The sequence below is a fragment of the Budvicia aquatica DSM 5075 = ATCC 35567 genome (assembly GCF_000427805.1).
GTDB classification, from domain to species: Bacteria; Pseudomonadota; Gammaproteobacteria; order Enterobacterales; family Enterobacteriaceae; genus Budvicia; species Budvicia aquatica.
This window is the reverse complement of record NZ_ATYS01000001.1, coordinates 191,655-216,782: the sequence shown is the minus strand read 5'-3', so window position 1 is coordinate 216,782 and position 25,128 is coordinate 191,655. Positions and strand designations below refer to the sequence as shown.

16 protein-coding genes are annotated in these 25,128 nt (G+C 44.1%); 9 read left to right on the top strand and 7 right to left on the bottom strand.

Features of this window, described 5'->3' with window-relative positions:
- Nucleotides 1-175 precede the first annotated feature (175 nt).
- The 5 genes from YWE_RS28870 to YWE_RS0100940 all read left to right on the top strand — a co-directional run bounded on the left by YWE_RS28870 (nt 176) and on the right by YWE_RS0100940 (nt 8,270).
- The gene (locus tag YWE_RS28870; RefSeq protein WP_051323114.1) at nt 176-1,003 is read left to right on the top strand and encodes a transcriptional regulator; all 828 of its coding nucleotides are present in this window, start codon (nt 176-178) and stop codon (nt 1,001-1,003) included.
- Complete coding sequence (locus YWE_RS0100960; RefSeq protein ID WP_029092826.1) at nt 993-1,457, top strand: hypothetical protein; 465 nt, start codon at nt 993-995, stop codon at nt 1,455-1,457. The genes YWE_RS28870 and YWE_RS0100960 overlap by 11 nt, the downstream gene beginning before the upstream one ends.
- 213 nt (nt 1,458-1,670) lie before the next feature.
- Nucleotides 1,671-4,112, top strand: a complete 2,442-nt coding sequence (locus tag YWE_RS26225; protein WP_051323113.1) for an autotransporter family protein — start codon at nt 1,671-1,673, stop codon at nt 4,110-4,112.
- A 153-nt stretch (nt 4,113-4,265) separates the two neighbouring features.
- Nucleotides 4,266-7,589, top strand: a complete 3,324-nt coding sequence (gene mscK / locus YWE_RS26220; RefSeq protein ID WP_051323112.1) for a mechanosensitive channel MscK — start codon at nt 4,266-4,268, stop codon at nt 7,587-7,589.
- A 141-nt stretch (nt 7,590-7,730) separates the two neighbouring features.
- Nucleotides 7,731-8,270, top strand: coding sequence for a DUF6630 family protein (locus tag YWE_RS0100940; RefSeq protein WP_029092825.1), 540 nt, complete (start codon nt 7,731-7,733; stop codon nt 8,268-8,270).
- A 75-nt stretch (nt 8,271-8,345) separates the two neighbouring features.
- Here YWE_RS0100940 and YWE_RS0100935 read toward each other — a convergent pair whose 3' ends face one another.
- Nucleotides 8,346-11,975 (bottom strand): autotransporter outer membrane beta-barrel domain-containing protein, encoded by a 3,630-nt coding sequence (locus YWE_RS0100935; protein ID WP_153071447.1) that lies wholly within the window; start codon nt 11,973-11,975, stop codon nt 8,346-8,348.
- A gap of 449 nt (nt 11,976-12,424) precedes the next feature.
- Between YWE_RS0100935 and YWE_RS0100930 the strand changes: the two genes are divergently transcribed.
- Entirely contained in the window at nt 12,425-13,024 is a 600-nt protein-coding gene (locus tag YWE_RS0100930) for a TetR/AcrR family transcriptional regulator (protein ID WP_071605806.1), read from the top strand.
- Between the two features lie 54 nt (nt 13,025-13,078).
- Nucleotides 13,079-14,176, top strand: coding sequence for an alkene reductase (gene nemA, locus YWE_RS0100925; RefSeq protein ID WP_029092822.1), 1,098 nt, complete (start codon nt 13,079-13,081; stop codon nt 14,174-14,176).
- 93 nt (nt 14,177-14,269) lie between these two features.
- On the opposite strand, the gene YWE_RS26215 is transcribed toward nemA, so the two are convergent.
- From YWE_RS26215 to YWE_RS0100900, 4 genes are all read right to left on the bottom strand, one after another.
- Nucleotides 14,270-17,908 (bottom strand): autotransporter outer membrane beta-barrel domain-containing protein, encoded by a 3,639-nt coding sequence (locus YWE_RS26215; protein WP_051323111.1) that lies wholly within the window; start codon nt 17,906-17,908, stop codon nt 14,270-14,272.
- An 841-nt stretch (nt 17,909-18,749) separates the two neighbouring features.
- Complete coding sequence (locus YWE_RS0100910) at nt 18,750-19,514, bottom strand: TSUP family transporter (protein ID WP_029092821.1); 765 nt, start codon at nt 19,512-19,514, stop codon at nt 18,750-18,752.
- Between the two features lie 277 nt (nt 19,515-19,791).
- Nucleotides 19,792-19,896 carry a small membrane protein YniD gene (gene yniD / locus YWE_RS31305; RefSeq protein WP_099044182.1) on the bottom strand — a complete coding sequence of 35 codons (105 nt, stop codon included), beginning with the start codon at nt 19,894-19,896 and terminating at the stop codon, nt 19,792-19,794.
- Between the two features lie 74 nt (nt 19,897-19,970).
- A complete protein-coding gene (locus tag YWE_RS0100900) occupies nt 19,971-21,359 on the bottom strand; it encodes a cation diffusion facilitator family transporter (RefSeq protein ID WP_029092820.1) in 1,389 nt (462 codons plus the stop codon).
- A 398-nt stretch (nt 21,360-21,757) separates the two neighbouring features.
- On the opposite strand from YWE_RS0100900, the gene YWE_RS26210 reads away from it, so the two are divergent.
- The gene (locus YWE_RS26210) at nt 21,758-22,273 is read left to right on the top strand and encodes a helix-turn-helix domain-containing protein (RefSeq protein ID WP_051323110.1); all 516 of its coding nucleotides are present in this window, start codon (nt 21,758-21,760) and stop codon (nt 22,271-22,273) included.
- 45 nt (nt 22,274-22,318) lie between these two features.
- Nucleotides 22,319-22,855: a DUF6622 family protein gene (locus YWE_RS0100890; RefSeq protein ID WP_321572725.1), complete on the top strand. Its 537-nt coding sequence runs from the start codon at nt 22,319-22,321 to the stop codon at nt 22,853-22,855.
- A gap of 50 nt (nt 22,856-22,905) precedes the next feature.
- On the opposite strand, the gene YWE_RS0100885 is transcribed toward YWE_RS0100890, so the two are convergent.
- Nucleotides 22,906-24,363 carry a Cu(+)/Ag(+) sensor histidine kinase gene (locus tag YWE_RS0100885; protein WP_029092818.1) on the bottom strand — a complete coding sequence of 486 codons (1,458 nt, stop codon included), beginning with the start codon at nt 24,361-24,363 and terminating at the stop codon, nt 22,906-22,908.
- Complete coding sequence (locus YWE_RS0100880; RefSeq protein WP_029092817.1) at nt 24,353-25,036, bottom strand: copper/silver response regulator transcription factor; 684 nt, start codon at nt 25,034-25,036, stop codon at nt 24,353-24,355. Before YWE_RS0100880 ends, YWE_RS0100885 begins: the two co-directional genes overlap by 11 nt.
- Between the last annotated feature and the right edge of the window lie 92 nt (nt 25,037-25,128).

Genomic DNA, 25,128 nt, shown 5'->3' with positions numbered 1-25,128 from the left:
ACTTACAGGCTGCACCTAAAATAAAAATGCCGCCATCACACTGATATGTTAAATTTCTTAATAAGAAAAATTTTTAGCATTAATTATCTTAACGTGGTGTTAACCTGTACCTTAAGGTAAACTTTAACCAAAGATAGTACTAACTTTTAGGATTAACTCTTTAAGACACTAAACAATGAATAAAAGCTATCTTATTAACCATGTGGTTATTTTCCACTCAGAAGAGCACCGACTGGTGCCCGTTAAAGGGCATAACGGTGTTGAAACCTCATTGAACATCCCCGCCAGTCGCTGTTTACTGCTGCTTATTGAGCGAAAAAATACCGTTGTCAGTAAAGAGGACCTCTTTGATAAGGCTTGGGAACAGCGCGGAACCTACGTTACAGCAAATACTTTTTATCAAAATATCTCTTTACTGCGTAAAGCACTTAAAAGCGTTGGCTTACCGGAAGAAATCATTAAAACCGTGCCTAAAAGAGGCTTGATGCTGGACGAAGACGTTGTGATAACGCCGTTTACACAAGAAGTTGGTCCGAAAAATTTAGTTATTATTGAACAACCGCGCGAAACCGAGCAAGTCAGCACCCTTTCTACTCCTTTATCCACGTCAGCAAGTGAAGAGTTAGCACCAACGGATAGAAAATCCGGCCATACCCCTAACTCCTGGCGTGGCGTTGTCATCAGTACGCTAGTGTTTTTTGCTATTGCATTAACCTTCACGCTGCTGATCAAAGAGCCGAAAAAATTCCTTGATGGTTATAAGAAAAGTGACGACGTCAATGGCTGTAGCCTCTATGTGCCAGATAAAGAGCGTGATGTGGCAAAGTACGTTAATTTTATAAACAACAATAAGATAGCCTGTAATGCTAACAATAGCGTCTTATTTATGACCATTGATAAGACCTCCGAGTACACTTCCATTATCCGATGTGACAGTACTCAGATTACTCAAGATAGCCACTGTGATTCAAAGTTCTACTCCAGAGGTAAAAATGAAAAATAATATAGCTAAACTGTATATATTAACTCTGGTCATTTTCGCCCTCGCTATCGCCGGTTACTACAGCTATGTTAAGCATCAAGAAGATGATTTCTCTTGTGAGAGCCGTTTTTATATCCAAAACGAAGATAACTTGCTGGAAATGGATGTTCAATATAACTTCAATTCAGGTAAAGGTGATGTGGAAAGCTCTGGCTATTTTATTCCTAACGGTGGCGAACCAAAGCCGATAAAAATAAATGTTAAATTTAGCTACCATAAAGAAGGTAATGATTACTTATTAACTTCCAATACCACCCATCCAAATTATAACGATATATTAATGCTCAAAAATGCGTTACCTGATTTTTTCTTGACCAGGAATAGAGGGTTAAACGTTCATATATATCCGCAAGGTCAGGCCGGTTTTGTTTTCTCTGGCGATAAAGTCCCCTACTTTCTTTGTTTAAGAAACTAGTGAGTGCCAGTCACTCGTTTTTTAGCAGGTAACTTCGTAAAACTGAATAAACATATATAACCGAATATAAATCATATTCAGTTATATATCGTTTTCTAATATTTCTCCGTTGAAATCAGCTGATTAATAGATATTGTGCTGGTATGGCTTTGTTGCCAAGCCATCATCTAATTATCACCATTTTATATTTACACATAAATTAACGGATTAATAATGAACATAAAAGATAAGTTAATCCCCGATATGTATCGGGGCGTTGTGATGTGTGGAACCTCATTGGCCCTCTTATTATTACCTGTCCATGCGCTTGCCGATCTAACCATCAATAATAGTGAGAAATTTGTAGGTGAAGGCCAAGTATTGGATACCGCAGGCGATCTGTACGTTGGCAGAAACAGAGGTAACGGGACTCCCGGAGTTTTGACTATTACTAATGGTGGTCGAGTGGACAGTCGCTTAGGCTATGTTGGGTACATTAACGGTTCAAAAGGTATTACCACGGTTACCGGTGAAAACAGTCAGTGGATAAATACCAGCGAGTTAAGCGTCGGGTTCCAGAGTGAAGGAAAGCTGACTATTGCTGATGGCGCAAAGGTTAGTAACACCGTTGGCTATATTGGTCATCAGGCTGCCACAGGTGAAGTTCTCGTCACAGGTTCTCATTCTTTATGGCAGAACACCGGCGATTTGACGATTGCACATACGGACAGTAGCGGCGTCCTACTCATTGAAAATGGTGCAACAGTAACCAGTGTCAGCGGTCATATAGCAAAATTTAATTCTACTGCATCAGCTATAGTTACGGGCTCCGACTCCCAGTGGATTAATAGTGGAAATGTATTTATTGCCGAAGGTAGTAACAGTAAAGGCAGCTTAATCCTGACCGATAGCGGTAGCGTGACTGCCGGTACAATTTCTGTCGGTACCAACGGAAGTATTATCATTGGCGGGACTGATACGGCAGATAAACCAGGTTTTATTCATGCCAATACGATTAACTTAGGGGCTAATAACAGTAGTCTTAATTTTAACCACACATCAGATAATTACCTGTTTACTCCCGGCCTGAGCGGTGCGGGCATAGTGGATATTACCTCAGGCAATACGACATTATCGGGTCTTAACACCTATTGGGGCCCGACGTTTATACACAGCGGTGCAGTATTAGAAGCAGCCTCCGACGGAGCGTTAAGTCTAAACTCAAAATATACCCTGGCGCAGGGCTCGATATTACGTCTTGGCGGTACCCGGCAGACTATCGCTACGCTATCCAATTCAGGGGTAATGGTGATGAATAACTCTCCTTCTGCATCAGGAGCAAGTTTAACCATTATTGGTGATTACATTGGTAATAACGGCCATATCATATTTAATAGCCTACTTGGGGGGGATAACTCGGTAACCGATTTTATGATGGTTAAGGGCAATACCTCCGGAATCACTAATATTAGCGTCATTCATGCAGGTGGTTTAGGTGCCGATACTATCGAGGGTATTAAACTGATTGACGTTAGAGGCAATTCCGACGGTGAGTTTATTCAGAATGGTCGCATCGTCGCCGGACCCTATGAATATTATCTCCATAAGAATGGTGCTAATAACGTTGATGGCGGGTGGTATTTGCGCTCTGAGCACCCAACAACTCCCGAACCTGAAAAACCTTATGTCCCTGAAACACCGAATGAAAACGGCAATAATAATGGTAATAGCGGAAAACCATCAGGCCATATTCAGCGTCCTGAATCCGGCAGTTATATGGCCAATATGGCTATTGCCAGTAAATTGTTTAACCAACGGTTGGAAGATCGTAATGGCCGGGCTGAAAACTCAAGCCTATGGTTACGTCAGTCCGGGGCTCATACCCGTTTTCGCGATGGTTCTGCCCAATTGCATAACCAAACAAACCGTTATGTGGTACAAGGCGGAGGTGAAGTACTGACCACCCATTTTAGTGATGCAGATAGCCTAGGATTAGGAACCATGTTTGGCTATGGCTCTGCGTCAACCCATACAGATTCAGTGAGGAGTTCTTACTCATCAAAAGCACTAGTTGATGGCTATAGTACGGGTCTGTATGCGACCTGGTATCAGAATGCAAACACGCATAATGGTTTTTATGCCGATAGCTGGATTAACTATAGCTGGTTACATGCTCGCGTTAACGGAGACGGGTTAAGCGGCGAGCGCTATAATATCAATGGATACAGCGCATCATTTGAAAGCGGCTATAAGTTATCCTTACGGCAAAATGAGAGCAGTCAGATTGCCATTACTCCGCAGGCACAAATTATTTGGAATGGTTTAAGGGCTGATAACCATACTGAGTTGAACGGCACCCGCGTTCAGTCTGACGGTAGCAATAATATTCAAACTCGCTTGGGCGTTAAATTATCCAGAAATAGGATAAGCGGACTTAATATGCCTTTTTCGGTCTATACTGAAGCTAACTGGATGAATAACAGTAAGCTTATTGGGTCGACGTTGGATAGTATTAAGACTCATCAAGCGGGTAGCCAAAATTTAGCCGAGTTGAAGTTGGGTACTCAGGGACAGGTGGCTAATAATACGTTTTTGTGGACCAGCGTAGCTCAACAGCTGGGGAATGACAGCTACAGTGATACTTTGGTTAATTTAGGACTTAAATATCAATTTTAACCCTAGTTCACTTAAGAAGATTGGTCGGGGATGCTGCCCTTGTGGTGGCATACTCGAATATGAAATGTGTTTTAACACCGGTTGAAAGTGATATCATCCGGATTATTATCAAATTTTTTGTTATTTTTCGCCCTCACTTTATTGGGTCATTAAATGATTAAACCAACTGATTCGACCATTTACCCATTCATTCTGATACGTCGAGTGGCCGTATTATTGGTATTTTGTTTTTTATTTGCTATTCCTCCTGCGCTGGCACTCAGCAATCAATTCCCGACCCGAGATGAAGTCAACAGCCAGCTTGATATCCTTAATGGCAGCACGAATCTGACACCGCAAGACAAATTGGTGAAAGACGATTTAATGCACACCTTAGAATACATGGATAAAATTGGTGATATCGCACAGGAGCGAGCGGCGTTAGAAAAACAGCCGGCACAAATACAAAGCGAAATAGACGACCTTATTTCGCTAAATAACAACCAACAGCTGCTTCCTTCATCAGACCAATTACAAGCACTGTCAATAAAACAGCTAGAAACCCAGCTTAATGACGCGACTAATCGTTTACAAATTGCTCAGGAAAATCTCTTTTCCTATAATAGCCAGCTCGCCTCATTACAAACATTACCGGAGCGGGCTCAAAGTGCGATTCAGTCTATCTCTCATCAACAGGTTTTATTGCAGGACCAGCTGAGCGATCTTTCGTCTTCAGATACGGCCAGGCCAACTCAACGTATCATGATGGTTAATCAGCAAAATTTGTTTGATGCGCAGCGAGCTTTAGAATTCAGTCGGTTAGATATTAATACCCGACTAAATAGCCTAGTGCAAAAGCAAATCGACTATATCACCGTTTACATCAGCAAATTGCAGAGTGCTGTTTTTCAGCTTCAGGCCGAGCTAAATACCAAAAGGCTTAACTTATCAAAAAATATTATTGAAGATGAGCAACTGGCCGATGACGTTAAACAAAACCCGATAGTGAAAAAGCAACTGGAGTCTATATATCAAATTGGCCAACGCCTTAATGCGGTAACCAATGATACTAATCGTCTGGTTGAGGAAAATATTCAGGTCAGAAACTGGCTTAATAGCATTCAGGAGTCTCAACGCAACCTTAACGTACAAATCAATATGTTTCGCGGAACCCTGTTGTTATCACGCCTGCTCTATCAACAGCAGCAAAATTTTCAGACCGGTTCGCTAAATAATGATTTAAATCTGCATATTGATAATATCCGCATTGAGAAGTTTGATATTAACCAGAAAATTAATGCGCTATTTGAGCCTGATAAATATATTGATAACTTAATTTCAGGCCAAAATCCCGATGGGTTATCTGATGATGTACGCAACACGCTAAATAAAATTGTTGAAGTCAGACTCGGGCTATTGGGCCAACTGAATGAGCAATTAGGTAGTCAGTTGACCCAGTCAATTAAGCTACAGGTTAATCAGCAACAGTTAACGGATATTAATACCTCGATACGCCGCACTCTTGCCCAGCAGATATTTTGGGTTAGCAGTAATAAACCGATGAACTTATCTTGGTTTATGACGTTTCCGACACAGGCTAAGCAGCAACTTAGTGAGATGAAAATACAAATATCCACTGATGAGCTGATTCAAGGGGGTAAAAATGCCAGTGGCTACCTGCTGTTAATATTGTTTGCCATTGTGGCAATATACTGGCGGATGGGTACTATCAATAAGCGCCTTGAAACGCTATCAGCAAACGTCGGGCATTTTATTCACGATGGTCAATTAAATACCCCCCACGCGATTTACCTTACGCTCATAAAAGCACTTCCCGGTAGCCTGTTTATTTTTGCCATCGGACTGGTGTGCTTAAAATCAGAAATGAGTACCAGCCATTTTTTCTGGCGTCTGGCTTTACACCTGTCGCTGTTTTGGTTGGTGTGTTCGTTTATTTGGTACAGTTTGTCACCTAAAGGTTTTGTTGTGCATCATTTTGCCGTTCCGGTTAAATATTGCACTCAGCGTCGGCGGCAAGCGTTATTGCTGTCACTGACGATTCTACCGCTAATTTTTGGCTCAATATTGGGGGAGCAAAACCCACTTTGGCTAATGAATGATGTAATTGGCCAGGGAATCATTCTATTTATTCTACTGGCGCTGTGCGTCCAAATTTTTCCTTTGTGCCGTAGCTATCTGCAAAACGGTAACTCATTTATTATTCGTTTATCGGTGGTCTGCGTTGTAACTTTGGTGCCGGTAATATTTATTGTTCTGGTGGTATTAGGCTATTTTTATACCACCTTGCGTCTGGCCAGCCCTTGGATTGACACCCTCTATTTATTGATTGCCTGGAATTATGTGTTTTTAACCACCGTCCGTGGTTTAAGCGTCGCAGCGCAAAAGCTGGCCTACCGTAGAGCAATGGCCCGCCGTCAAGAATTAATGAAAGAAGGCAATGAGGATGACGGGCCGGTGCCGGTTGAAGAGCCGCTGCTTGCCATGGAGCAGATTAATCATCAATCTTTGCGCATTATTAACATGGTTTTCTTCATGCTATTTGCGTTCTTGTTCTACTGGATTTGGTCGGACCTTATCGTTGACCTCTCCTATTTATATAGCATTACCCTTTGGAATTATGATGAAGTGGTTTCCGGTACCACCACCTTACAGTCGGTGACGCTGGGCAGTTTATTAATCTGTCTGATTATCCTCGTCGTTAGCTATATTATGATGCGTAACTTACCGGGATTATTAGAAGTCTCGGTGCTTTCCCATCTACAGTTAAGGCCGGGTACCTCTTATGCTATTACCTCAGTATTAGCCTATTTGATTGCCGTTATCGGCGTGATGATTGCATTAGGGCGATTAGGTATTTCATGGGATAAGCTTCAATGGCTGGCCGCCGCCCTCTCCGTGGGACTCGGGTTTGGCTTACAAGAAATTTTGGCTAACTTCGTTTCAGGCTTAATTATATTATTTGAAAGACCAATCCGCATTGGAGATACCATCACTATTGGTACCTACTCGGGTAAAGTCAGTAAAATTCATATCAGAGCCACGCAAATTATCGATTTCGAGCATAAAGAAGTGATTATCCCCAATAAATCTTTTGTGACTGAAAGACTGATTAACTGGACCCTGTCAGATACCATAACCCGCGTGTCAATTAAGCTGGGTGTCGCCTACGGTTCTGATTTAGATAAGGTAAGAGAAGTATTATTGAAGGCGACAAAATCAAATCAATATGTATTATCCGATCCTGAGCCGCAAGTCTTGTTCCTCAACTTTGGCGACAGCACGCTCGAACATGAACTCCGTTTTTATGTTGGTGAACTGAAATATCGTACCCGTACGGTTGATGCACTAAATCGCACGATTGATACCCTATGCAGAGAGAATAATATTGATATCGCCTTTAATCAGCTTGAGGTTCATTTACATAATCCACAAAGTGGGGAGACGGTGGCTATCGATAGTTCCCCCCCCCAGCAATAAAGAATCATAAAGTATTTATTAACCAAACAAGTAAAGACTTTATCGAGTAAATATAGACACCTGACCGCTCATCATGTTACTTAATAGCGCATAATGGCTGTAGATATTACAGGGATTTTTTACAGAGCTAGCGGAGTTAATATGTCAGGCAATTTATTGAATATCGTAGAACAGATTATGTCGTCGGTGAGTAAGCTCGCCTACCTGCTTAATGATGATAAGGAATACGCTGAAGAAGCTATTGAACGATTTAAAGATATGCTGGAAGAGCATATTGATGAAGTGGGTGAAGACGCCTTTTGTGAAAGCTTCCACGAGGGTTTTCTTGGCTATTCGTTGGCATCCTTTATTGATGAAGCTCAGATCGGCAACAGCTTTTCAGTGGACTGGAAAGATACTGAGTCTGCATTAGATTGGCTGGGCGACGCGCTGGAACTGGAAGGCATTAAGATTGATATCGATTATTCTGTCGATGACCCGGTGAACGAACTGGATGCCCGTCAGATTTTTGTGCGCAGTAATCAGCAATTGCAAAGTTTAGGCTACAGTTTATTAGGTTTTGATACCGGTGATGACAGCTATAGAGAGATCTTACTGCCGTCTGATTCTGTCGATCAGTTTATCCAAATTGCGCTGGAAATAAATGTAGAGATGGATCTTAACGATACTGAAGAAGAGTAACCGTTCGGAAAATTGATAATCCACTTATCTATCGCTATGCAGGAGCCGGAAAATTCCGGCCCCTTAAAAACTAGCCTACCACCCTACCCTTATACCAACAGCGCCACCAACGGCATAATTATCACTGATATTATTGGTTGCACCGGTCAGGTTCAAATTGCCATACACCGCATAGCGGCCGTTTTGCCATTCATAAGTTCCGCCGGCACCAATACCTATCCACTGACGTTCGTCCCGTGTAGAGAGCTCAACGCCGGAATCCTTGACCTTAGTACCATTGGTAAACTCGTTATACAGATCTACATTACCGTAAACGTGGGTGCGGCTGGTTGTACCGTTTTCAGCCACCCATGCAGCTTCTTTATCCAGTGAGGTTCCGATTCTGGCGCGCAGATTATTACCGTCCTGAGGTGAAACTTTGCTGCCATAGGGATCGCGGAAGCTGTTAAAATCAACCCGAGAATAGATCAACTGCATTTGTGGCGTTAGTGACAGCCCTTCTTCATTCAGCGCATAGCGCTTACCGCCTTCAATCGAAGAGGCATATCCCCGACCGTTATTGCCAGAAACCATGGTGCGGCCAAGCGTATCGGATTTCAGATCGCTATCAAACCACATGGTCTGTAACTGCCCGTCAATATACATTCCGTCAGTGCCGTACCAGGTCAGCGTAGTGCCGACACCGTAGCCGGAAGTATCAATCGAACCGTCGCCGTAATAAGAAGTGATATCGGCATTGGCTTTGCCATAAATAAAGTTGACGCCGCCGGTTAACAAAGAACCGTCAGTATACTGATGCAAAGGAATATCTACCCCGGTCTGTAATTTCCACAGGTCAATATCACGCTGTGAGCCGCTGGTCGATCTGGCCGGATCCGATGACTGATGGCTGCCTTCAATACGCCCCCATGCCCACTGGTCATTATTAGCCGCGCTGTCGGTCGGTGAACCCTGTGACCAGTAACGGTTGCCAATACGCTGTTGCAGTGTCGGCAGCGTATTCAGTGCGGCTAATACCTGCGGATATTGCTCGTACAGCGGCACCCCCGGTTGATAGCGGCTCTCGTCTGTTCCCGGTTCTTCTGGTAACATTTCAGAGGTGAGATACCAGTCACGCCCCGGCGTAGCGGCTCCGCCATCGGCCTGTAAGGTATAAGCATAAGCCCCGCCAATCACCGCTTGCTTACCGTCTTTCGTGACATAATCGCCATCAAGCAGAAACGTGCTGTCCGAAGACAGGCCACCAACATTGATAATGTTGATCCCTTTAATGGTTTGATCTCCATTGCCACCGGCATTATTCACTTTGATTGAGGTAGCCCCTAAGGCGTCACCGTTAATAACTAAGCGGTCAGTGGCGGAATCATCATTGCCCAGCACGGTATCAATCAGCAGATATGCACCGCTGTTGCCGGTATAGTTACCGGTTACAGTCAACGTATCGCCGGCAAAGCTACCATTACCACCGGTATACTGATTGGCCAGTTGAACTGCTCCTGAATTGGTCAAATTACCGCTTAGGATTGATGATCCAATAGACGATAACGCAGCACCGTTAGCGACGGTCAGTGCCGTGCCTGTCGCGATTCCCAGCGTTGAGTTATCCAAGGCCAGAACGCCGGCTTCAACGCTGGCCGATGAAAATAAATTGACCGTACCGTTGGCGGTGTTAGTGCCTGTTAAAGTCCAGACGCTATTGCCGGTTTTAGCCAGAGTGCCAAAACCGGTAATACGGTTCGGATCGCCATCCAGAATAGCCTCTTGGCGATTATCAATGCGGTTAAGATCAAATGCTGCGTTGCCCGCGCCGCCAAGCACTAAATGGCTGTCGGCTAAATTAAGTGAGGCAAAATCGAGGTCAACGTAATCTTTGCTGATAACCAGCGCTTGAGTCATGCCTTCTAAAACATAACCGGACTGGAGCTCCAGCGTAGCGGATTTTTGCAGGCCATCAAGACGATTAATACCAATAGCGGTACCGTCACCGCCGTGAACCAGACCGGAAACAGTGAGATAGGTTTCGGCCGTATTGGTTTCAATATTGATTCCCTGCCCCTGCTGAGAAATGATTGAGCCTCGGGTGATTGCATCAATTGTTGAATCACCTGAATCAATACCCTGAACATTACTGCTGATATGAATAGCGTTATCCAGGCTTGAGATATTATTCACATCAACAACCGTTACGGTTTTACCGTCAACTACCGAAGAATTAAGGTCAATACCTGAGTTCCCGGTTGATGTCATTTGACCGCTTACGCTGAGATTTGTCGTTGCAGTGCCCGTATCTGTGGTGGTGTAGAGCGTTAATGCGTTAGCATCGGCGTTCATATTATTCATAGCAATCGTGGTAGTAGCATCCCCCCGATCGCCCGTGGTTTGAATAATTCCCCCCCACCACGCATGAATATCTCCCGTGACACTCATTGCGGTCAATGCCGTTCCTGCCGTAGTCATATTGCTAATATTGATAGCCTGAATATCGGCAGTGATATTGTTAACGTTGGCATTGATTTCAGAATTACCTTCAGATGAATTGTTCATCATATAAAGGCCATCACCACTGCTGGAGATAATATCGCCAGATACATTCAGATTAGAGACTATATTGCCCTTGGTGGTATGGTTGTAAATATTAATAGACTCAGATGATGTATACACATTTTTTAGTTTGATCTCAGAGCTGACATCGCCCTCTGCGGTGCTGGAATTTACCCTAATACCTTGGCCAGAAAGCGCAACGGTTAAGTCTCCGCTCAGCGCAATATCATTGATCACCGCACCATTCTGATTATGGTTATTGACAGTCAAACCAAAGTATTGGCTGCTGACATTGTCAGCTTGGAATTTGAAGCTGATAAGCCCGTTGTTGGCGTCGTTATTAAAGGTTGCTGCCTGACCATCGGCCGAGGTGATACTCCCATCAATAATAATATTGGTCGTCGCGCCACCGGAGGCATTGGCATTACTGATATGTATAGAATCAGCATTGGTAATGATATTTTTAGCATTGAGATTAAGAAGACTGGTGCCGCCATAACCACTATTACTAAGGTAGGCACCCTGCTTGCTAACATGAATATCCCCGGCAATATTAAAATTGCTGGTTGTCACTCCGGCGTAAGAAACGTTATCGCTGTAGATGCCTTGCACACCGGAAATAGCCTGCGTATTTAGCGCTACCGATGAGTTTCCCTGAACGCTTGAATTAATCAGAACCGCAGAATTTTCTCCACCGGATAGTCCACCGGTCACATCAACCTGAACCATTGAGTCAGCCTGACTAACTTGTTCAATAGCAATACCATTACCAATCGCTCCGTTGGTCTGAACAATGGTTGAATTTGACGTTGCTGAGTTATTATTAATATTCAGAGAATAATCTCCCCCGGTGCTCAACGGGGAACCATTGGTATCAATATAACTAATCGTCCCGCCTCCGTTGATATCAAGGGCCGGATTGACTACGCCGGGTACCGTTACGCTGAATCCGGGGTTAGTTTGAATATCAATATCAGTACCGGTAATAACAATTCCTGCACTATTGGCATTCTCACACAAATAGGCGCTTCCACCGGTATTGGTACAGGCAGCCTGAGCGACCTGCGGCATAGTCATAACTGAGAGTGCAAATACGGCCAACAGTGCTTTATCTTGCCCAGACGGGATAAAAAATGGCGGTGTTGATTTTTTTATTTTATTCATTCTATCTTTCCATAATGCGTGTTAACCGATAACTTGATACTTTATAAAAAACAGATTCTGATAGAATCCATTAACTATTAACCTGCAACTTATTAACAATATTGAAATTATTGAATTAGCCAGGTAGGGTAAATTATAGATAATAATTCATTATGGGAAGGCATTAATTTTAACAATTTCTCACATAAATTATTATTATCATAAATATCATCCAAATAAGTTGTTATTTAATTTAGTTAGTCAGATAACTATTAGTTAACTCCATATAAATTAATTGATTAGATATTTTTATTCTTGTGTCTACGTTAATGAATTTTATTTTAAAAAGGTTTTAATTTTAAGCATCAATATCATGGTTCAATATCAAACCCTTTAGTTCTGCCACTGTTTCATGAGAAAATAATTGCTCGGGGTTGAATTAGACTGATTGGTCTAGTACATTACACACCATGAAACGACATCCTGAACACGACACTTGTGAACATCTCCTTACCACCGGAGCTCAACTTTGCCTGAGCCGCGGTTTTACCGGTATGGGATTAAGCGAACTGCTGGCGACGGCTAAAGTGCCTAAAGGCTCTTTTTATCACTACTTTCGCTCAAAAGAAGCTTTCGGTGTCGCCATGTTGGAGCGTCATTACACGCTGTATAACCAACAAATACAGCAGTATTTTAACCAGGGTGATACCACTTACCGCGAGCGGATTATTGGCTGGTATCAGCAAAGTCTGAACTATTTTTGTCAGCACGATAAGTTAGTGAACTGCCTGACGGTAAAACTGTCGGCGGAGGTTTGTGACCTTTCAGAAGATATGCGCACTGCTCTGGATAACGGTTCTGCTCAAGTTATCTCGCACCTTGCCAATGCATTGAAGAAAGGACGAGCTGAGCAAAGCCTCCATTTTTCAGGTGACCCGGATATGCAGGCTCATATGATGTATTCACTTTGGCTGGGTGCCAGCCTGCAGGCGAAGATATCCCGCCGCGCAGAGCCATTAGAATGTGCGCTTGCCCATGTAACACAACTTTTAGCGGAGCCTGTCTCCTGACAGGCTTTTTTATTTGCCAAACTACTAGACGACCGGTCTATTTGAGGTTTTACGATGTTAAAAAGTAAACTATTTACCCCACTAAAAGTGGGTGCGATTACCGTGCCTAATCGTATTTTTATGGCTCCGCTAACGCGCTTGCGCAGCATTGAACCCGGCGATATCCCGACGCCATTAATGGCAGAATATTATCGTCAACGTGCCAGCTCGGGGTTGATTATCAGTGAAGCGACTCAAGTTTCTGCGCAGGCTAAAGGCTATGCCGGTGCTCCGGGTTTACACAGCCCGGAGCAAGTTGCCGCCTGGAAAAAAATTACCGCCGGGGTTCATGCCGAACAGGGGCATATAGCCGTACAGCTATGGCATACCGGACGTATTTCCCATAACAGTCTGCAACCGGGTCAGCAGGCACCGGTCGCCCCTTCAGCTATCAGTGCGGAAACCCGCACTTCCCTGCGCGATGAGAACGGCCATGCTATTCGCGTTGATACTTCACTACCGCGAGCGCTGGAAACTGATGAAATTCCGGGAATTGTAGACGACTTCCGTCAGGCTGTAGCTAACGCCCGTGATGCCGGTTTTGATCTGGTTGAACTGCACTCGGCCCACGGCTATTTGTTACATCAGTTTCTTTCATCAAATTCAAACCATCGCACCGACCAGTACGGTGGCTGCCTTGAGAATCGCGCCCGTTTAGTGCTGGAAGTGATCGATGCTGTCAGCAAAGAGTGGAGTGCCGATCGTATTGGCATCCGTATTTCACCATTAGGTACATTCCAAGGGTTAAATAATGGCGAACATGAAGAGGCTGAGGCGCTTTATCTGATTGAAGAATTAGGCAAGCGCGGCATGGCATATCTGCATTTCTCTGAGCCAGACTGGGCCGGCGGCCAACCTTACAGCGATCAATTCAGACAAAAAGTTCGCGATCGGTTCAGTGGCGTTATCGTCGGTTCCGGAGCCTATACCATGGAGAAAGCTGAAAAGCTGGTCGATCAAGGTTATATCGATGCGGTTGCTTTTGGTCGGGCCTATATTGCCAACCCGGATTTAGTTAAGCGCCTGCAGCATAATGCCGCACTAAACGATCCTCGTCCTGAATCATTTTACGGCGGCGGAGCTGAAGGTTATATCGATTATCCGGCGTTATAGCTTTTCTTTATGGTAAGCCAATAAAACACGCATCCCGACTTTCGTCGGGATGCGTGTTTTAGCTAAACTATTTTTCAACTGAATGACGAATAATTACCAACCTACTCTTATACCAACGGCACCGCCAACGGCATAATTATCACTGATATTATTGGTCGCGCTGGTCAGGTTCAGATTGCCATATACCGCATAGCGCCCATTTTGCCATTCGTAAGTCCCGCCTGCACCAATACCCACCCACTGTCGTTCATCCCGGGTAGAAAATTCAACGCCGGAATCTTTAATTTTAGTGCCATTGGTAAACTCGTTATACAGGTCTACATTACCGTAAACGTGGGTGCGGCTGGTTGTACCGTTTTCGGCTACCCACGCGGTTTCTTTATCCAGTGATGTTCCGATTCTGGTACGCAGATTATTACCGTCCTGGGCTGAAACTTTGCTGCCATAGGGATCGCGGAAGCTATTAAAATCAACCCGAGAATAGAGCAACTGCATTTGTGGCGTGAGTGACAGCCCTTCTTCATTCAGTGCATAGCGTTTACCGCCTTCAATCGAAGAGGCATATCCCCGGCCGTTATTGCCAGAGACCATGGTACGGCTGAGAGTGTCAGATTTCAGGTCGCTATCAAACCACATGGTCTGTAACTGCCCGTCAATATACACCCCATCAATGCCATACCAGGTCAACGTAGCGCCAACACCGTAACCCGAAGTGTCGATCGAGCCGTCACCATAATAGGAGGTGATATCAGCGTTTGCCTTGCCATAGATAAAGTTGACGCCGCCGGTTAACAAAGAACCGTTAGCATATTGATAAATAGGAATGTCTATTCCGGTTTGTAACTTCCACAGATCAATATCACGCTGTGAGCCACTGGTTGATCTGGCCGGATCCGATGATTGATGGCTACCTTCAATACGCCCCCATGCCCATTGCTCATTGTTGGCCGCGCTTTCTGCCAATGTACCCTGCGACCAGTAGCGGTTGCCGATACGCTGCTGTAATGTCGGCAGCGTATTCAGTGCGGCTAACACCTGTGGATATTGCTCATATAAAGGTACGCCCGGCTGATAACGGGATTCGCCACCGGCTTCCGGGCTCGGCTCTAAAGGCCGGAGTTCTGAAGACAAATACCAATCTCTATCCGGGCTTGCCGCATCGCCATTGGCTTGTAAGGTATAAGCATAGGCTCCGCCAATCACCGCTTGCTTACCATCTTTAGTGACATAATCACCATCAAGCAGAAATGTGCTGTCTGAAGACAGTCCGCTAACATTGATAATGTTGATTCCGTTAGTGGTGAGATCACCGTCACCACCGGCATTATTCACTTTGACTGAGGTCGTACCTAAAGAGTCACCGTTAATCACCAAACGGTCAGTGGCTGAGTTATCGTCACCGAGCATGGTATCAATCATCAGATATGCGCCGCTGTTGCCAGTGTAGTTGCCGGTCACGGTCAGCCTATCGCCGGCAAAATTACCATTGCCACCGACATATTGATTAGCCAGCCGAATTTCACCGCTGCTGGTCAGATTGCCACTGAGTGTCGATGTACCAATCGATGATAACGCGCCACCGTTAGCCACCGTTAATGCGGTGTCAGCCGCCAGGCCCAAAGTAGCACTATCCAGTGCCAGCACGCCCTTTTCTACATTTGCTGATGAAAATAAATTCACCGCATCATTAGCGGTGTTAGTTCCGACCAGAGTCCAGACGCCATTGCCGGTTTTAGCTAATGTGCCGAATCCGGTAATACGATTCGGGTCACCATTGAAAATAGCTTCTTCACGGTTATCAATCCGACTAAGATCAAACGTGGCATTCTCTGCCCCGCCAAGGACTAAGTGACCATTGGGCAAATCCAGTGAGCCGCTAGGCAAATCAAAGTAGTTGCTATTCATCACTAGCGCTTGAGTGATGCCTTCAAGCACATAGCCAGACTGCAACTCCAACGTCGCTGATCTTTGAGCACCATCAAGAGTATAAATCCCGACGGCGGTGTCATTGCCGCCACGTACAAGGCCGGCAACGGTAATATAGGTATCTGAGCTATTAGATTCGGTATAAATACCATATCCGTCTTGCGATACGATTTCGCCCCGAGTGGTCACATTAACCACGGATTTACCGTTGTCAGTACCAGGAACGAGATTGGAGATGTAAATAGCATCATAAACACTGGTGACGCTATTAATATCGAAATTAGCCACAGCATTGCCATCATCCACATAAGAATTAAGCACAATGCCGCTACTGGTGGATTTGATCTGACCAGAGACGGTGAGATCCGTTGTTGATGTACCGATATTCGTGGAGCCGATTATATGTAAGCCATCTGCATTTGAAGTCAGGTTATTGAGATTAATGACATTCGCCACATTGCCTTGATCGGACGATGATTGGATCGTTACACCGCCGGCCGAACCCGAAACGATATCTCCGGTGACGGAAATGGTAGAGATAACGTCACCGGTCGCGAAGTTGCTCAAATACAGCCCCTGATAGCCGGAAGTAATATTATTGGCCTTAATATCGCTATACGATGCCCCATCCGATACGCTACTCATCATATAAATGCCATAGCCAAACTCAGACGTAATCGTTCCTGAAACGTCCAGATTAGACGTTACATCGCCTTGTGTGGCATTGGCGCTTATATAGAGCGCATCATAGAAGCTCGACACATTATTAAGCTTAATAGTCGAACCGACATCTCCCTCTGATGCATAAGTACTTAGCCTCAGCGCGTGCCCGGAGGTGGCTGAAATATCGCCGGTTAAAGCGATGTCGGTTTGCGAGGAACCATACTGGCTATAGTTGGTAATATTCAGGCCTAAATACTGCCCTGATACATTATTAGCTCGAATGGTCAGATCAGAGAGACCGTTGTAGGAATTGTTATAAAAACTCGCCGCCTGACCGTTAGTTGAGGTGATATCCCCATCAATATCAATATGGGTGATCGCCGCTCCGTCATGACCCGAGTTGCTGATATATATAACATCAGATAAAGCGATAAGGTTTTTGGCGCTAAAATTGAGAATACCGCTGCCGTTACTGCTGGCATTATTAATATACCCCCCAACTCCACTAACATTGAGGTCTCCCTGCAGGTTAATGTCTTGCCTTGCCGTGCCATTTGCTGAATGAACAACGGTATTGATGCCGTTATCGCCGGAAATTCCCTGAGTATTAATATTAACGCTAGCGTTTTTTTCACCAGAAGAACGAACGTCTATGGCGAAGTTATCATAACCGCCTTCGGATAGGCTGCCGGAAAGATCGATAGCAACCGTTGAGTCATTTTGACTACTATTTTCAATAAATAGGCCATTAGGTATATTTGCGTTGGTTTGAACATGGGTTAACGACGACTCACCTGCGGTAGTGGTATTGTTAATTTGCAGCGAATATCCACCTTGGGTATCAAGCGTAGAACCATTAACATCGGTGTATTTAACCGTACCTGAACCCATGATATTCAGCGCCGCATCGCTGTTCCCTGGCTCTGATACACTAAAACCCGGTGCAGTATTAATATCGATATCGGTGCCCGTAATCGTAATTCCAGTGCTATTCGCATTTTCACAGAGATAAGTTCCGGTACCTGAACTGGTACAAGCAGCCATTACAGACTGCGGCATGGCGATAACTGAAAGTGCAAAAACTGCGATTAATGCTGTATCTTGGCGAAGTGGAGTAAAGCGTGTGTTTGTTAATGGTTTCATTTTTTCATCTCGTTGCTACCTGCATCATGAATCAGAGAGCTTTCGCTTTTTGCTATGCTTACTGATATATCGTCCGTCTTTATTGATAAACGCCATGAGAATGAATAGATAAAGCTTAGGTATACAAGCTAGCTTTACCCTCTAAAAACTATTGATATCTAATAGTTACCCTTAGTGTTATTAACGAAGTGACGATGGTAATTAACAATCAACACTTAGTCATATTTAAGCCATTAATAATTAGCGGGTGATTATATACAATAAATTATAGATAAAAACTCATTTAAAAGTGAATCTCTCCAAGTTAACATATATAGCATAAATTATAATCATAAATATCATATGGATAAGTTGTTTTTAGCACTAATGATTTTCATAAAGATAAACACAACAATTAAACAGTTAATGAGCTCCCTAATAGTCACCATTGAGGGTATTATTGTCATTGTTTTAAACCCACTACTTATCAACTAAATAGGTATGCTAGTAAGCTGGCTGGCAAAATATATACTTTAATAACAGTAAGATAACATCAGGCTGGCGATAAATATCACTCACTAGACACCAATTATATGGCTAAATTTAATAATAATTTAACAGATGACTTAACTTAATAATAAAAACGTGGTTTGATTTGTTTTTTAATCAGACAGGTATAAGGAGAGATAATGGTTAAAATAGAGCGACAAGCCAAAAAATATAATGACAAGAGTACAAAATAGTTTCGGAAATGCGCCATAAAGATGAATGACGTTTGTATTAATGCTAAACGAGCTGCTTATCAATACTCCCCCCGCGATTGAGTTAATCTTTGATAATTTAGACACCCAAAGCATTACCATTAATAAAGATCAAAAATAAGCTTACCGCTGATGATGATAGAGATGAAGATAATCATTGGTCTGATGATCTTTTTTCCTTTTGTAATCACCAAATTTGCCCCCAAACGTGCACCAATAGCTTGTCCGACAAACATCACAAGCCCCAGTGACCAAATCATTTTCCCGCCAAACATAAAAAATAGTATTGAGGCAATATTGGAGGCCAGATTGATAAAGTTTGAATGGATCTGTGCTTTATCAATGCTAAAACCCCAAAGCAATATATAGCTCAAGGTATAAAACGATCCTGCTCCCGGTCCGAGAAATCCATCGTAAAAACCTACGCAACCTCCGCCAATAACAGAAAACCAGAATACCGAAATTCGACGCTCAGTCTTAGGTTCAGTTACATTGGGAGAAAGGATGAAATAACATGCAACGATGATAATCAACACCGGTAATAACTTTTTCAACAATACCGGATCAATAAACTGAATTAATGTGGTACCAAGCGCGGCACCAACAAAGGCCGCAAGAAAAACGAATTTATGCTCAGCGACATCAATATGACCCTTTCTTAGAAAATAGATCACCGAGGTTAATGAACTTCCCAAAGCCTGTATCTTATTGGTTGCTAACGCATAAGACGGCGGTAATCCGGTCAGTAATAATGCCCCTATCGAAAGAAATCCACCGCCACCGGACACGACATTGATAAAGCCTGAAACAATAGCCACGAAAAACATGATGATATACAAATTGAGACTCAGGAATGAAATATCCATACTTTATGCCTTAATATCAGAAAGTTAAATTTCCTCTTATGGCAATGTAGAGTAAAAATTAAGCAACGGAAATGGACAAATCAGAATGTAGTTGTGATAGAGGATCAAGTATTCAACATTGCTATGATTGAAACCACTGGAAAGGAAGTGCCGACATAAGGATAGCGCCATAACTCATAACCACAGCGTATGTTATGAATAGGATAAGAATGAACCGGCTAACGGTTAATGCGTTACGCAGCGAAAAGTAATCTCGATACTCAAAGGATAATCATGGTTAGCCAAAAATCATTGCTCCCCACCGCACCAACAGCAGCGCACCGCAGATACAGAGCAGCACCAAAACCATCTTCCAGTGCTTATTAATCCTTAATTTGGCCATATATCACCCCGCAAAATTACAACACCTTGTTTGAGAATACGTTATCTGACCAAAAGGTGGAATTAATAGTTGGTTTAAAATATTTGCTGTCTCTGTGGTAACGGTAGAGATTCAGCGTGTCCGATTACCCGAAACACATGTGGAAAACCCGAACGAATAGATCTTTCTACCCGATCGACCTCAGTATGAACTTGGTCAACGCACATATCCGCCGGTAAGTAATAGTCAAAATAGACAATGACGCCCTGACTGGTCTCACGCACCCGCACGTGACTAATTTTGTTATCGCCACGATCTGCGGTACAGGCGTAAAGCGCTTGTTCAAATTCCTGCTTGAGGTTATCGGGTACGTCTTGTCCTTCTAACCAGTTGGCAATAATAGGTTCAATATGGGTGTCAATTTCAACGTGCTGCCCCAGTTCGGCACGGATCGCCGTTTCCAGATTATCAACAATGCCCTGTGACTGTTTTAAGCTTAAAGCGGCATCCAGTTCCAAATCAAAGCTGATCGTTAGCTGGTTCGGTAGCTGCAAGATCGTTAAGCGATGAATCGCCTGGTCGAGATTGGCTGCGATAATGCGTACCCGAGTTGCTATGGTTTCGCTACTTTCCGAGCGAGGTATGGCTATCAGGGTTATTTCGGTATGATTTAAATGCTGCTGTAAGGTTTGGGTAATTTGATTCTTTAATTCGCTCACCCGCTCCAGAGGTAAGCTACGGCTCACTGCCAGCGTTAGCTCAATAAACAACACCGGCCCCGCATTGCGCACTCGGGTTCTTTCAATGGCGATCACTTCCGGGAAGTTGTCCAGCAATGAAGCTATCTTAGATTCAGTTCCTGCCGGTGCGGTATCAACCAATGAGTCAAATGAACGTTTACCCAGCGTCGCTGCGGCACTCAAAATAAAGCAGGCCACGACGATGGCGGCAATGGCATCGGCTTTAACAAAGCCAAATGTCACAAAAACAATACCAATTAACACTACGCCGGACGCCAGCATGTCGGAGAAAAAGTGCAAAGCATCGGCTTCCAGGGCCGGGCTTCCTGTCTTTTTAGCCACCCGCCGTAGCGCTTTTACCCGGAAAAAGTCGACCACAATAGAAATAACAAGTACTGCGATCACCAAAGGAGCGGCAATAATTTCGTGAGGTTCACCCATCAGGCGTTTAATGGCTTCATAGGCGATCCACCCTGCCGCACCGAATAACAGTGCGACTTCAAACAGGGCCGCCATACTTTCCATTTTTCCATGACCATAGTGATGATTGTCATCAGCAGGTTTATCACTGATGCGAACCGCCCACCAGGTAACCGCCGTGGCAATAAAATCAGAGCAAGAATGGATACCCTCAGAGATCAAACCGATACTGCCGGTGAATATGCCGATGGTGAACTTACCAATAGCCAACAAGCCACTGGCCAACATAGAAACTAAAGCAACGTGCTGCTTTTCATTTTTCATCAAACACTCACTCTGGGGATTTATCATCAACAACTTTTAGCGGCCTATGACAGTAGCATAGACCAAGGTGTTTTAGGCAACAATGGCTCGGAAAGTGATAAAGATTTTTATATAAGGGGCTTGAAGTCCCGTAATATAAAAAACATTTTAAGACATCAGCGATTTGTTATTATTGAAGATTGAAATCCTTTTCCCTTACCTCAACTGAATTCTGCTCTAAAGTGGCTTATGGACTTTACTTGTCTTAAGTCACGATCGCTTCCCTCAAATAAGCAGTTGATGCGGCTGTCGTGTAAAGTGTGTCGCGGTTTTGTCATATTGATGTCACCTGCTTGTCGTGTTCGCAGGCAGAATGATGTGTAAATATATCCTTGATCGGTAATCAACGGGGAACATGCATGAATACGGGTGAAAAGGTTAAGGAGTACCGGCTTAGAAACGCCTGGTCACAGGAGCAACTGGCGGAACTCGCCTCTCTTTCTGTGAGAACGGTACAACGCATAGAAAAAGGCCATAAACCCGGTCTGGAAACGCTCAGTGCGCTGGCCTCTGTTTTTAACGTGGAGGTCGCAGAACTATCCGGAAACACACATCATGCGAGCAAAATGCTGGATACGCGGATTAACGAAGCCAGACGTCGTGTGGAACAGGAAACGCATTTTTATCGGACGCTGATTATCGCTTTGTTAGTCTGTGGCATTTTAATGACCGTAAATTATCTATTTTATCCTAACCGCTACTGGTCAGTCGTGGTGACATTAGTATGGGGTTCAGTTGTCGCTTTTCGGGCGCTGAGAATATTTGTTCTGAAAGAACAAATCGCAACGTGGCAACAAAAAAGAGTGCTGCGCATTATACGAGAGAAAAATAACATGCCTGTCCAAGAAAAATCACCGACGGAAAAAGACGACTAAGACAATCATTTTTGCGCGCTGAATTTTCGCTGCTGCCAGTTAACAATGGATGTTAGTCAACAAGGTGAAGATATGTCTATTGCACAGCTGGTCAAAAATACGCCTATCTGGGTGTGGGTTCTGCTCATTTTTTTGCTTTGTCGTGGGATTATTGCCCTGTTCGACAGGGAAATGCGGCCGGGCAGACTGTTCCTCCTCCCCGTATTGTTTCTAATCTGGGGAATATATAGTGTCGTTCACGAAACATACCGCCCTAGCCTGAGTTTGATAATGATGTTAGCCGGAACTTTGGTAGGCGCAGTTGCCGGGTGGATGATGTGGTGGTCACAACCGCCGCTGAGGCGCTCGGCGACCCCGGGTTTAGTCGTGCGCAGCGGAACGCCACTAACGCTTGGGATAATAATAGTTGCCTTCAGCCTTAAATTTATATTGACCTCCGTCCCTTATCTTCGCCCAGAACTCGGTGAAACCCGCGCATTTTGCATAATTTTCGGATTATTGACCGGCTTTGTCGACGGGATTTTCTGGGGAGGAACGCTCAGGCTATTTGTGCCTTGGTATAGAAAAAGATCGAGCGCTTAAACAGGGACCGATTAGTTTTATCCCGGATTGCGAACGGAGCGTTATTTAAACTATGGCTGCGGAATAAAAACCGAAAACTGCGTCAAATTTGAATCAGAAGTCACCGAGACTTTACCCCGATGGGCTTCAATAATTGACTTCACTATCGCTAAGCCGATGCCGCTACCTTCCCCTTTTCTTTGCCGCGACTGGTCGACCCGATAAAAACGATCAAACAATCTTGGCAAGTGTTCGGCCGGAATAACCCTGCCGGGGTTGGCGACTGACATCAGTATTCCGTTATTTTTTTGTGACAACGTCACTGTTACGCATTCACCTTCAGGCGTATAACGAATGGCGTTAGAGAGTAAATTATTAATCACTCGTCGTAACATCAGCGGATCGCCTTGAACTGGCCCTGCGTCACCAAGTAAACGCAGAGTCACTCCCCGTTCTTCAGACCAGGCTTCAAAGTATTCAAATACCTTATTAATTTCGTTTTTTAAATCGATGGTTAAACGTTCGGGAATCAGCAAATTATTATCAGCCTGAGCTAAAAACAGCATATCACTGACCATTTTAGACATGCGCTCATACTCTTCCAGATTTGAGTACATCACTTCCCGATAATCCTCGGTTGAACGCTTCTGGCTTAAGGCTATCTGAGTTTGGGTCACTAAATTGGTGATCGGAGTACGAATTTCGTGAGCAATATCGGCCGAGAAATTAGATTGTCGTTTAAATACGTCCTCAATCTGTTCAAGCATGGCATTAAAGGATACGGCAAGCTGCTGAAGTTCAATCGGCACTTGATCGGGCTGTAGCCGAACGTCCAAATTTTCGGAAGTGATGCCTTTAATTTCCTTACTCACTCTGCGCAGCGGTGCATGCCCCTGATAAACCGCAAAGTGGACGATCAATACCATAATCAGACAGGTAAAAAATGCAGCTAACATCAAGTTTCGAGTTAGCTCTTTGATGTAATGCAGATGAAAATCAATCGACAGTGCGATAACCAGCCGATAGTGAAGCTTTTGGTTATCCGCCATGGTGACAATCGGTAAAATCATCACCCGGTATCCCTCAGACGTAGCGTCATGAAGGCTATTGTTATCTTCATGTGGTGCAGTTTGTTCTTCAGGAGCGTTCCAGATCACCGGTAATTCAGTGTCAACCGGATAAGTCTCAATAATTTTTTTAAAATCAGGCCCGTCGGGTGACTGAAATAGTATCTGATTTGGGCTGCTATTCATTCTTTCCAAAAAGATAAATGCATTAGGACGCTGAGAAATAGCGTTAATAACCCGTTCAATACGCACATGTTCAGTTAAATCTTGGTGAGTTAATAACTGGCTAAGTGAGGTACTTAACTGCTGTAGTTCGTTGAGATCCTGCTCTTCAAAGTGTTTCTCAACCGACTGGATAGTCAGCCAGCTAAAGAGCATGAAAGCGGTGATAGTCGTAATGCTAATAAACAACGTTAAGCGAAAAGCCAATGACAAAGGCCGACGCCCGGGCTTAGTCTTCATCAGGAACCTCTAATACGTAGCCAATGCCCCTGACGGTTTGGATCAGCTTAGGTTCAAAGTCATTATCCACTTTAGCGCGCAGGCGCTTAACGGCAACATCAATGGCGTTAGTGTCACTATCAAAATTCATATCCCATACCTGAGATGCAATCAGCGAACGGGGTAATACTTCACCTTCGTGGCGAATAAAAAACTCCAGCAATGAGAACTCTTTGCCGGTTAGCGTGATTTTGGTTCCGCCACGGGTCACTTTACGTTTGACCAAGTCCATGACTAAATCAGCGATCTGAAACTGACTTTCTACGATGGTAAAAGCCCCCCGGCGCAGCAGCGTTCGGACTCGGGCCAGCAGCTCGGCAAAATCGAAAGGCTTAACTAAATAGTCATCGGCTCCTAGCTCCAGCCCTTTGACCTTATGTTCAGTGTTGCCTAAGGCAGTCAGTAACAGAATCGGCATGCTTTTGCCGGATGAACGCAGAAGTTTGACCACATTCCAGCCGTCTATATCAGGCAGCATGATATCCAAAATAATTAAGTCATAGTCCATGGTCATCGCTTGGTGGTAGCCAGTCATGCCGTTATCGGCCAGATCGACAACGAATCCGGATTCAGTCAGCCCTTTACACAGGTACTCTCCGGTTTTCACTTCATCTTCTACCACTAATAATTTCATGTTTTTCCGCCTCACTGCCGTCGTATTCTCAGCCATTCTAGCCGATATCAATAGCATATGGTGAAAATGACAAAATTGTCATCAAGCTGTCA

What these genes read in the sequence shown, in the direction of transcription:
- YWE_RS0100910 (WP_029092821.1), bottom strand. Translation starts at nt 19,514, where the DNA reads ATGGATATTTCATTCCTGAGTCTCAATTTGTATATCATCATGTTTTTC.
- YWE_RS28870 (WP_051323114.1), top strand. Translation starts at nt 176, where the DNA reads ATGAATAAAAGCTATCTTATTAACCATGTGGTTATTTTCCACTCAGAA.
- YWE_RS26225 (WP_051323113.1), top strand. Translation starts at nt 1,671, where the DNA reads ATGAACATAAAAGATAAGTTAATCCCCGATATGTATCGGGGCGTTGTG.
- nemA (WP_029092822.1), top strand. Translation starts at nt 13,079, where the DNA reads ATGTTAAAAAGTAAACTATTTACCCCACTAAAAGTGGGTGCGATTACC.
- YWE_RS26210 (WP_051323110.1), top strand. Translation starts at nt 21,758, where the DNA reads ATGAATACGGGTGAAAAGGTTAAGGAGTACCGGCTTAGAAACGCCTGG.
- mscK (WP_051323112.1), top strand. Translation starts at nt 4,266, where the DNA reads ATGATTAAACCAACTGATTCGACCATTTACCCATTCATTCTGATACGT.
- YWE_RS0100930 (WP_071605806.1), top strand. Translation starts at nt 12,425, where the DNA reads ATGAAACGACATCCTGAACACGACACTTGTGAACATCTCCTTACCACC.
- yniD (WP_099044182.1), bottom strand. Translation starts at nt 19,896, where the DNA reads ATGGCCAAATTAAGGATTAATAAGCACTGGAAGATGGTTTTGGTGCTG.
- YWE_RS0100890 (WP_321572725.1), top strand. Translation starts at nt 22,319, where the DNA reads ATGGATGTTAGTCAACAAGGTGAAGATATGTCTATTGCACAGCTGGTC.
- YWE_RS0100880 (WP_029092817.1), bottom strand. Translation starts at nt 25,036, where the DNA reads ATGAAATTATTAGTGGTAGAAGATGAAGTGAAAACCGGAGAGTACCTG.
- YWE_RS26215 (WP_051323111.1), bottom strand. Translation starts at nt 17,908, where the DNA reads ATGAAACCATTAACAAACACACGCTTTACTCCACTTCGCCAAGATACA.
- YWE_RS0100960 (WP_029092826.1), top strand. Translation starts at nt 993, where the DNA reads ATGAAAAATAATATAGCTAAACTGTATATATTAACTCTGGTCATTTTC.
- YWE_RS0100885 (WP_029092818.1), bottom strand. Translation starts at nt 24,363, where the DNA reads ATGAAGACTAAGCCCGGGCGTCGGCCTTTGTCATTGGCTTTTCGCTTA.
- YWE_RS0100935 (WP_153071447.1), bottom strand. Translation starts at nt 11,975, where the DNA reads ATGAATAAAATAAAAAAATCAACACCGCCATTTTTTATCCCGTCTGGG.
- YWE_RS0100940 (WP_029092825.1), top strand. Translation starts at nt 7,731, where the DNA reads ATGTCAGGCAATTTATTGAATATCGTAGAACAGATTATGTCGTCGGTG.
- YWE_RS0100900 (WP_029092820.1), bottom strand. Translation starts at nt 21,359, where the DNA reads ATGAAAAATGAAAAGCAGCACGTTGCTTTAGTTTCTATGTTGGCCAGT.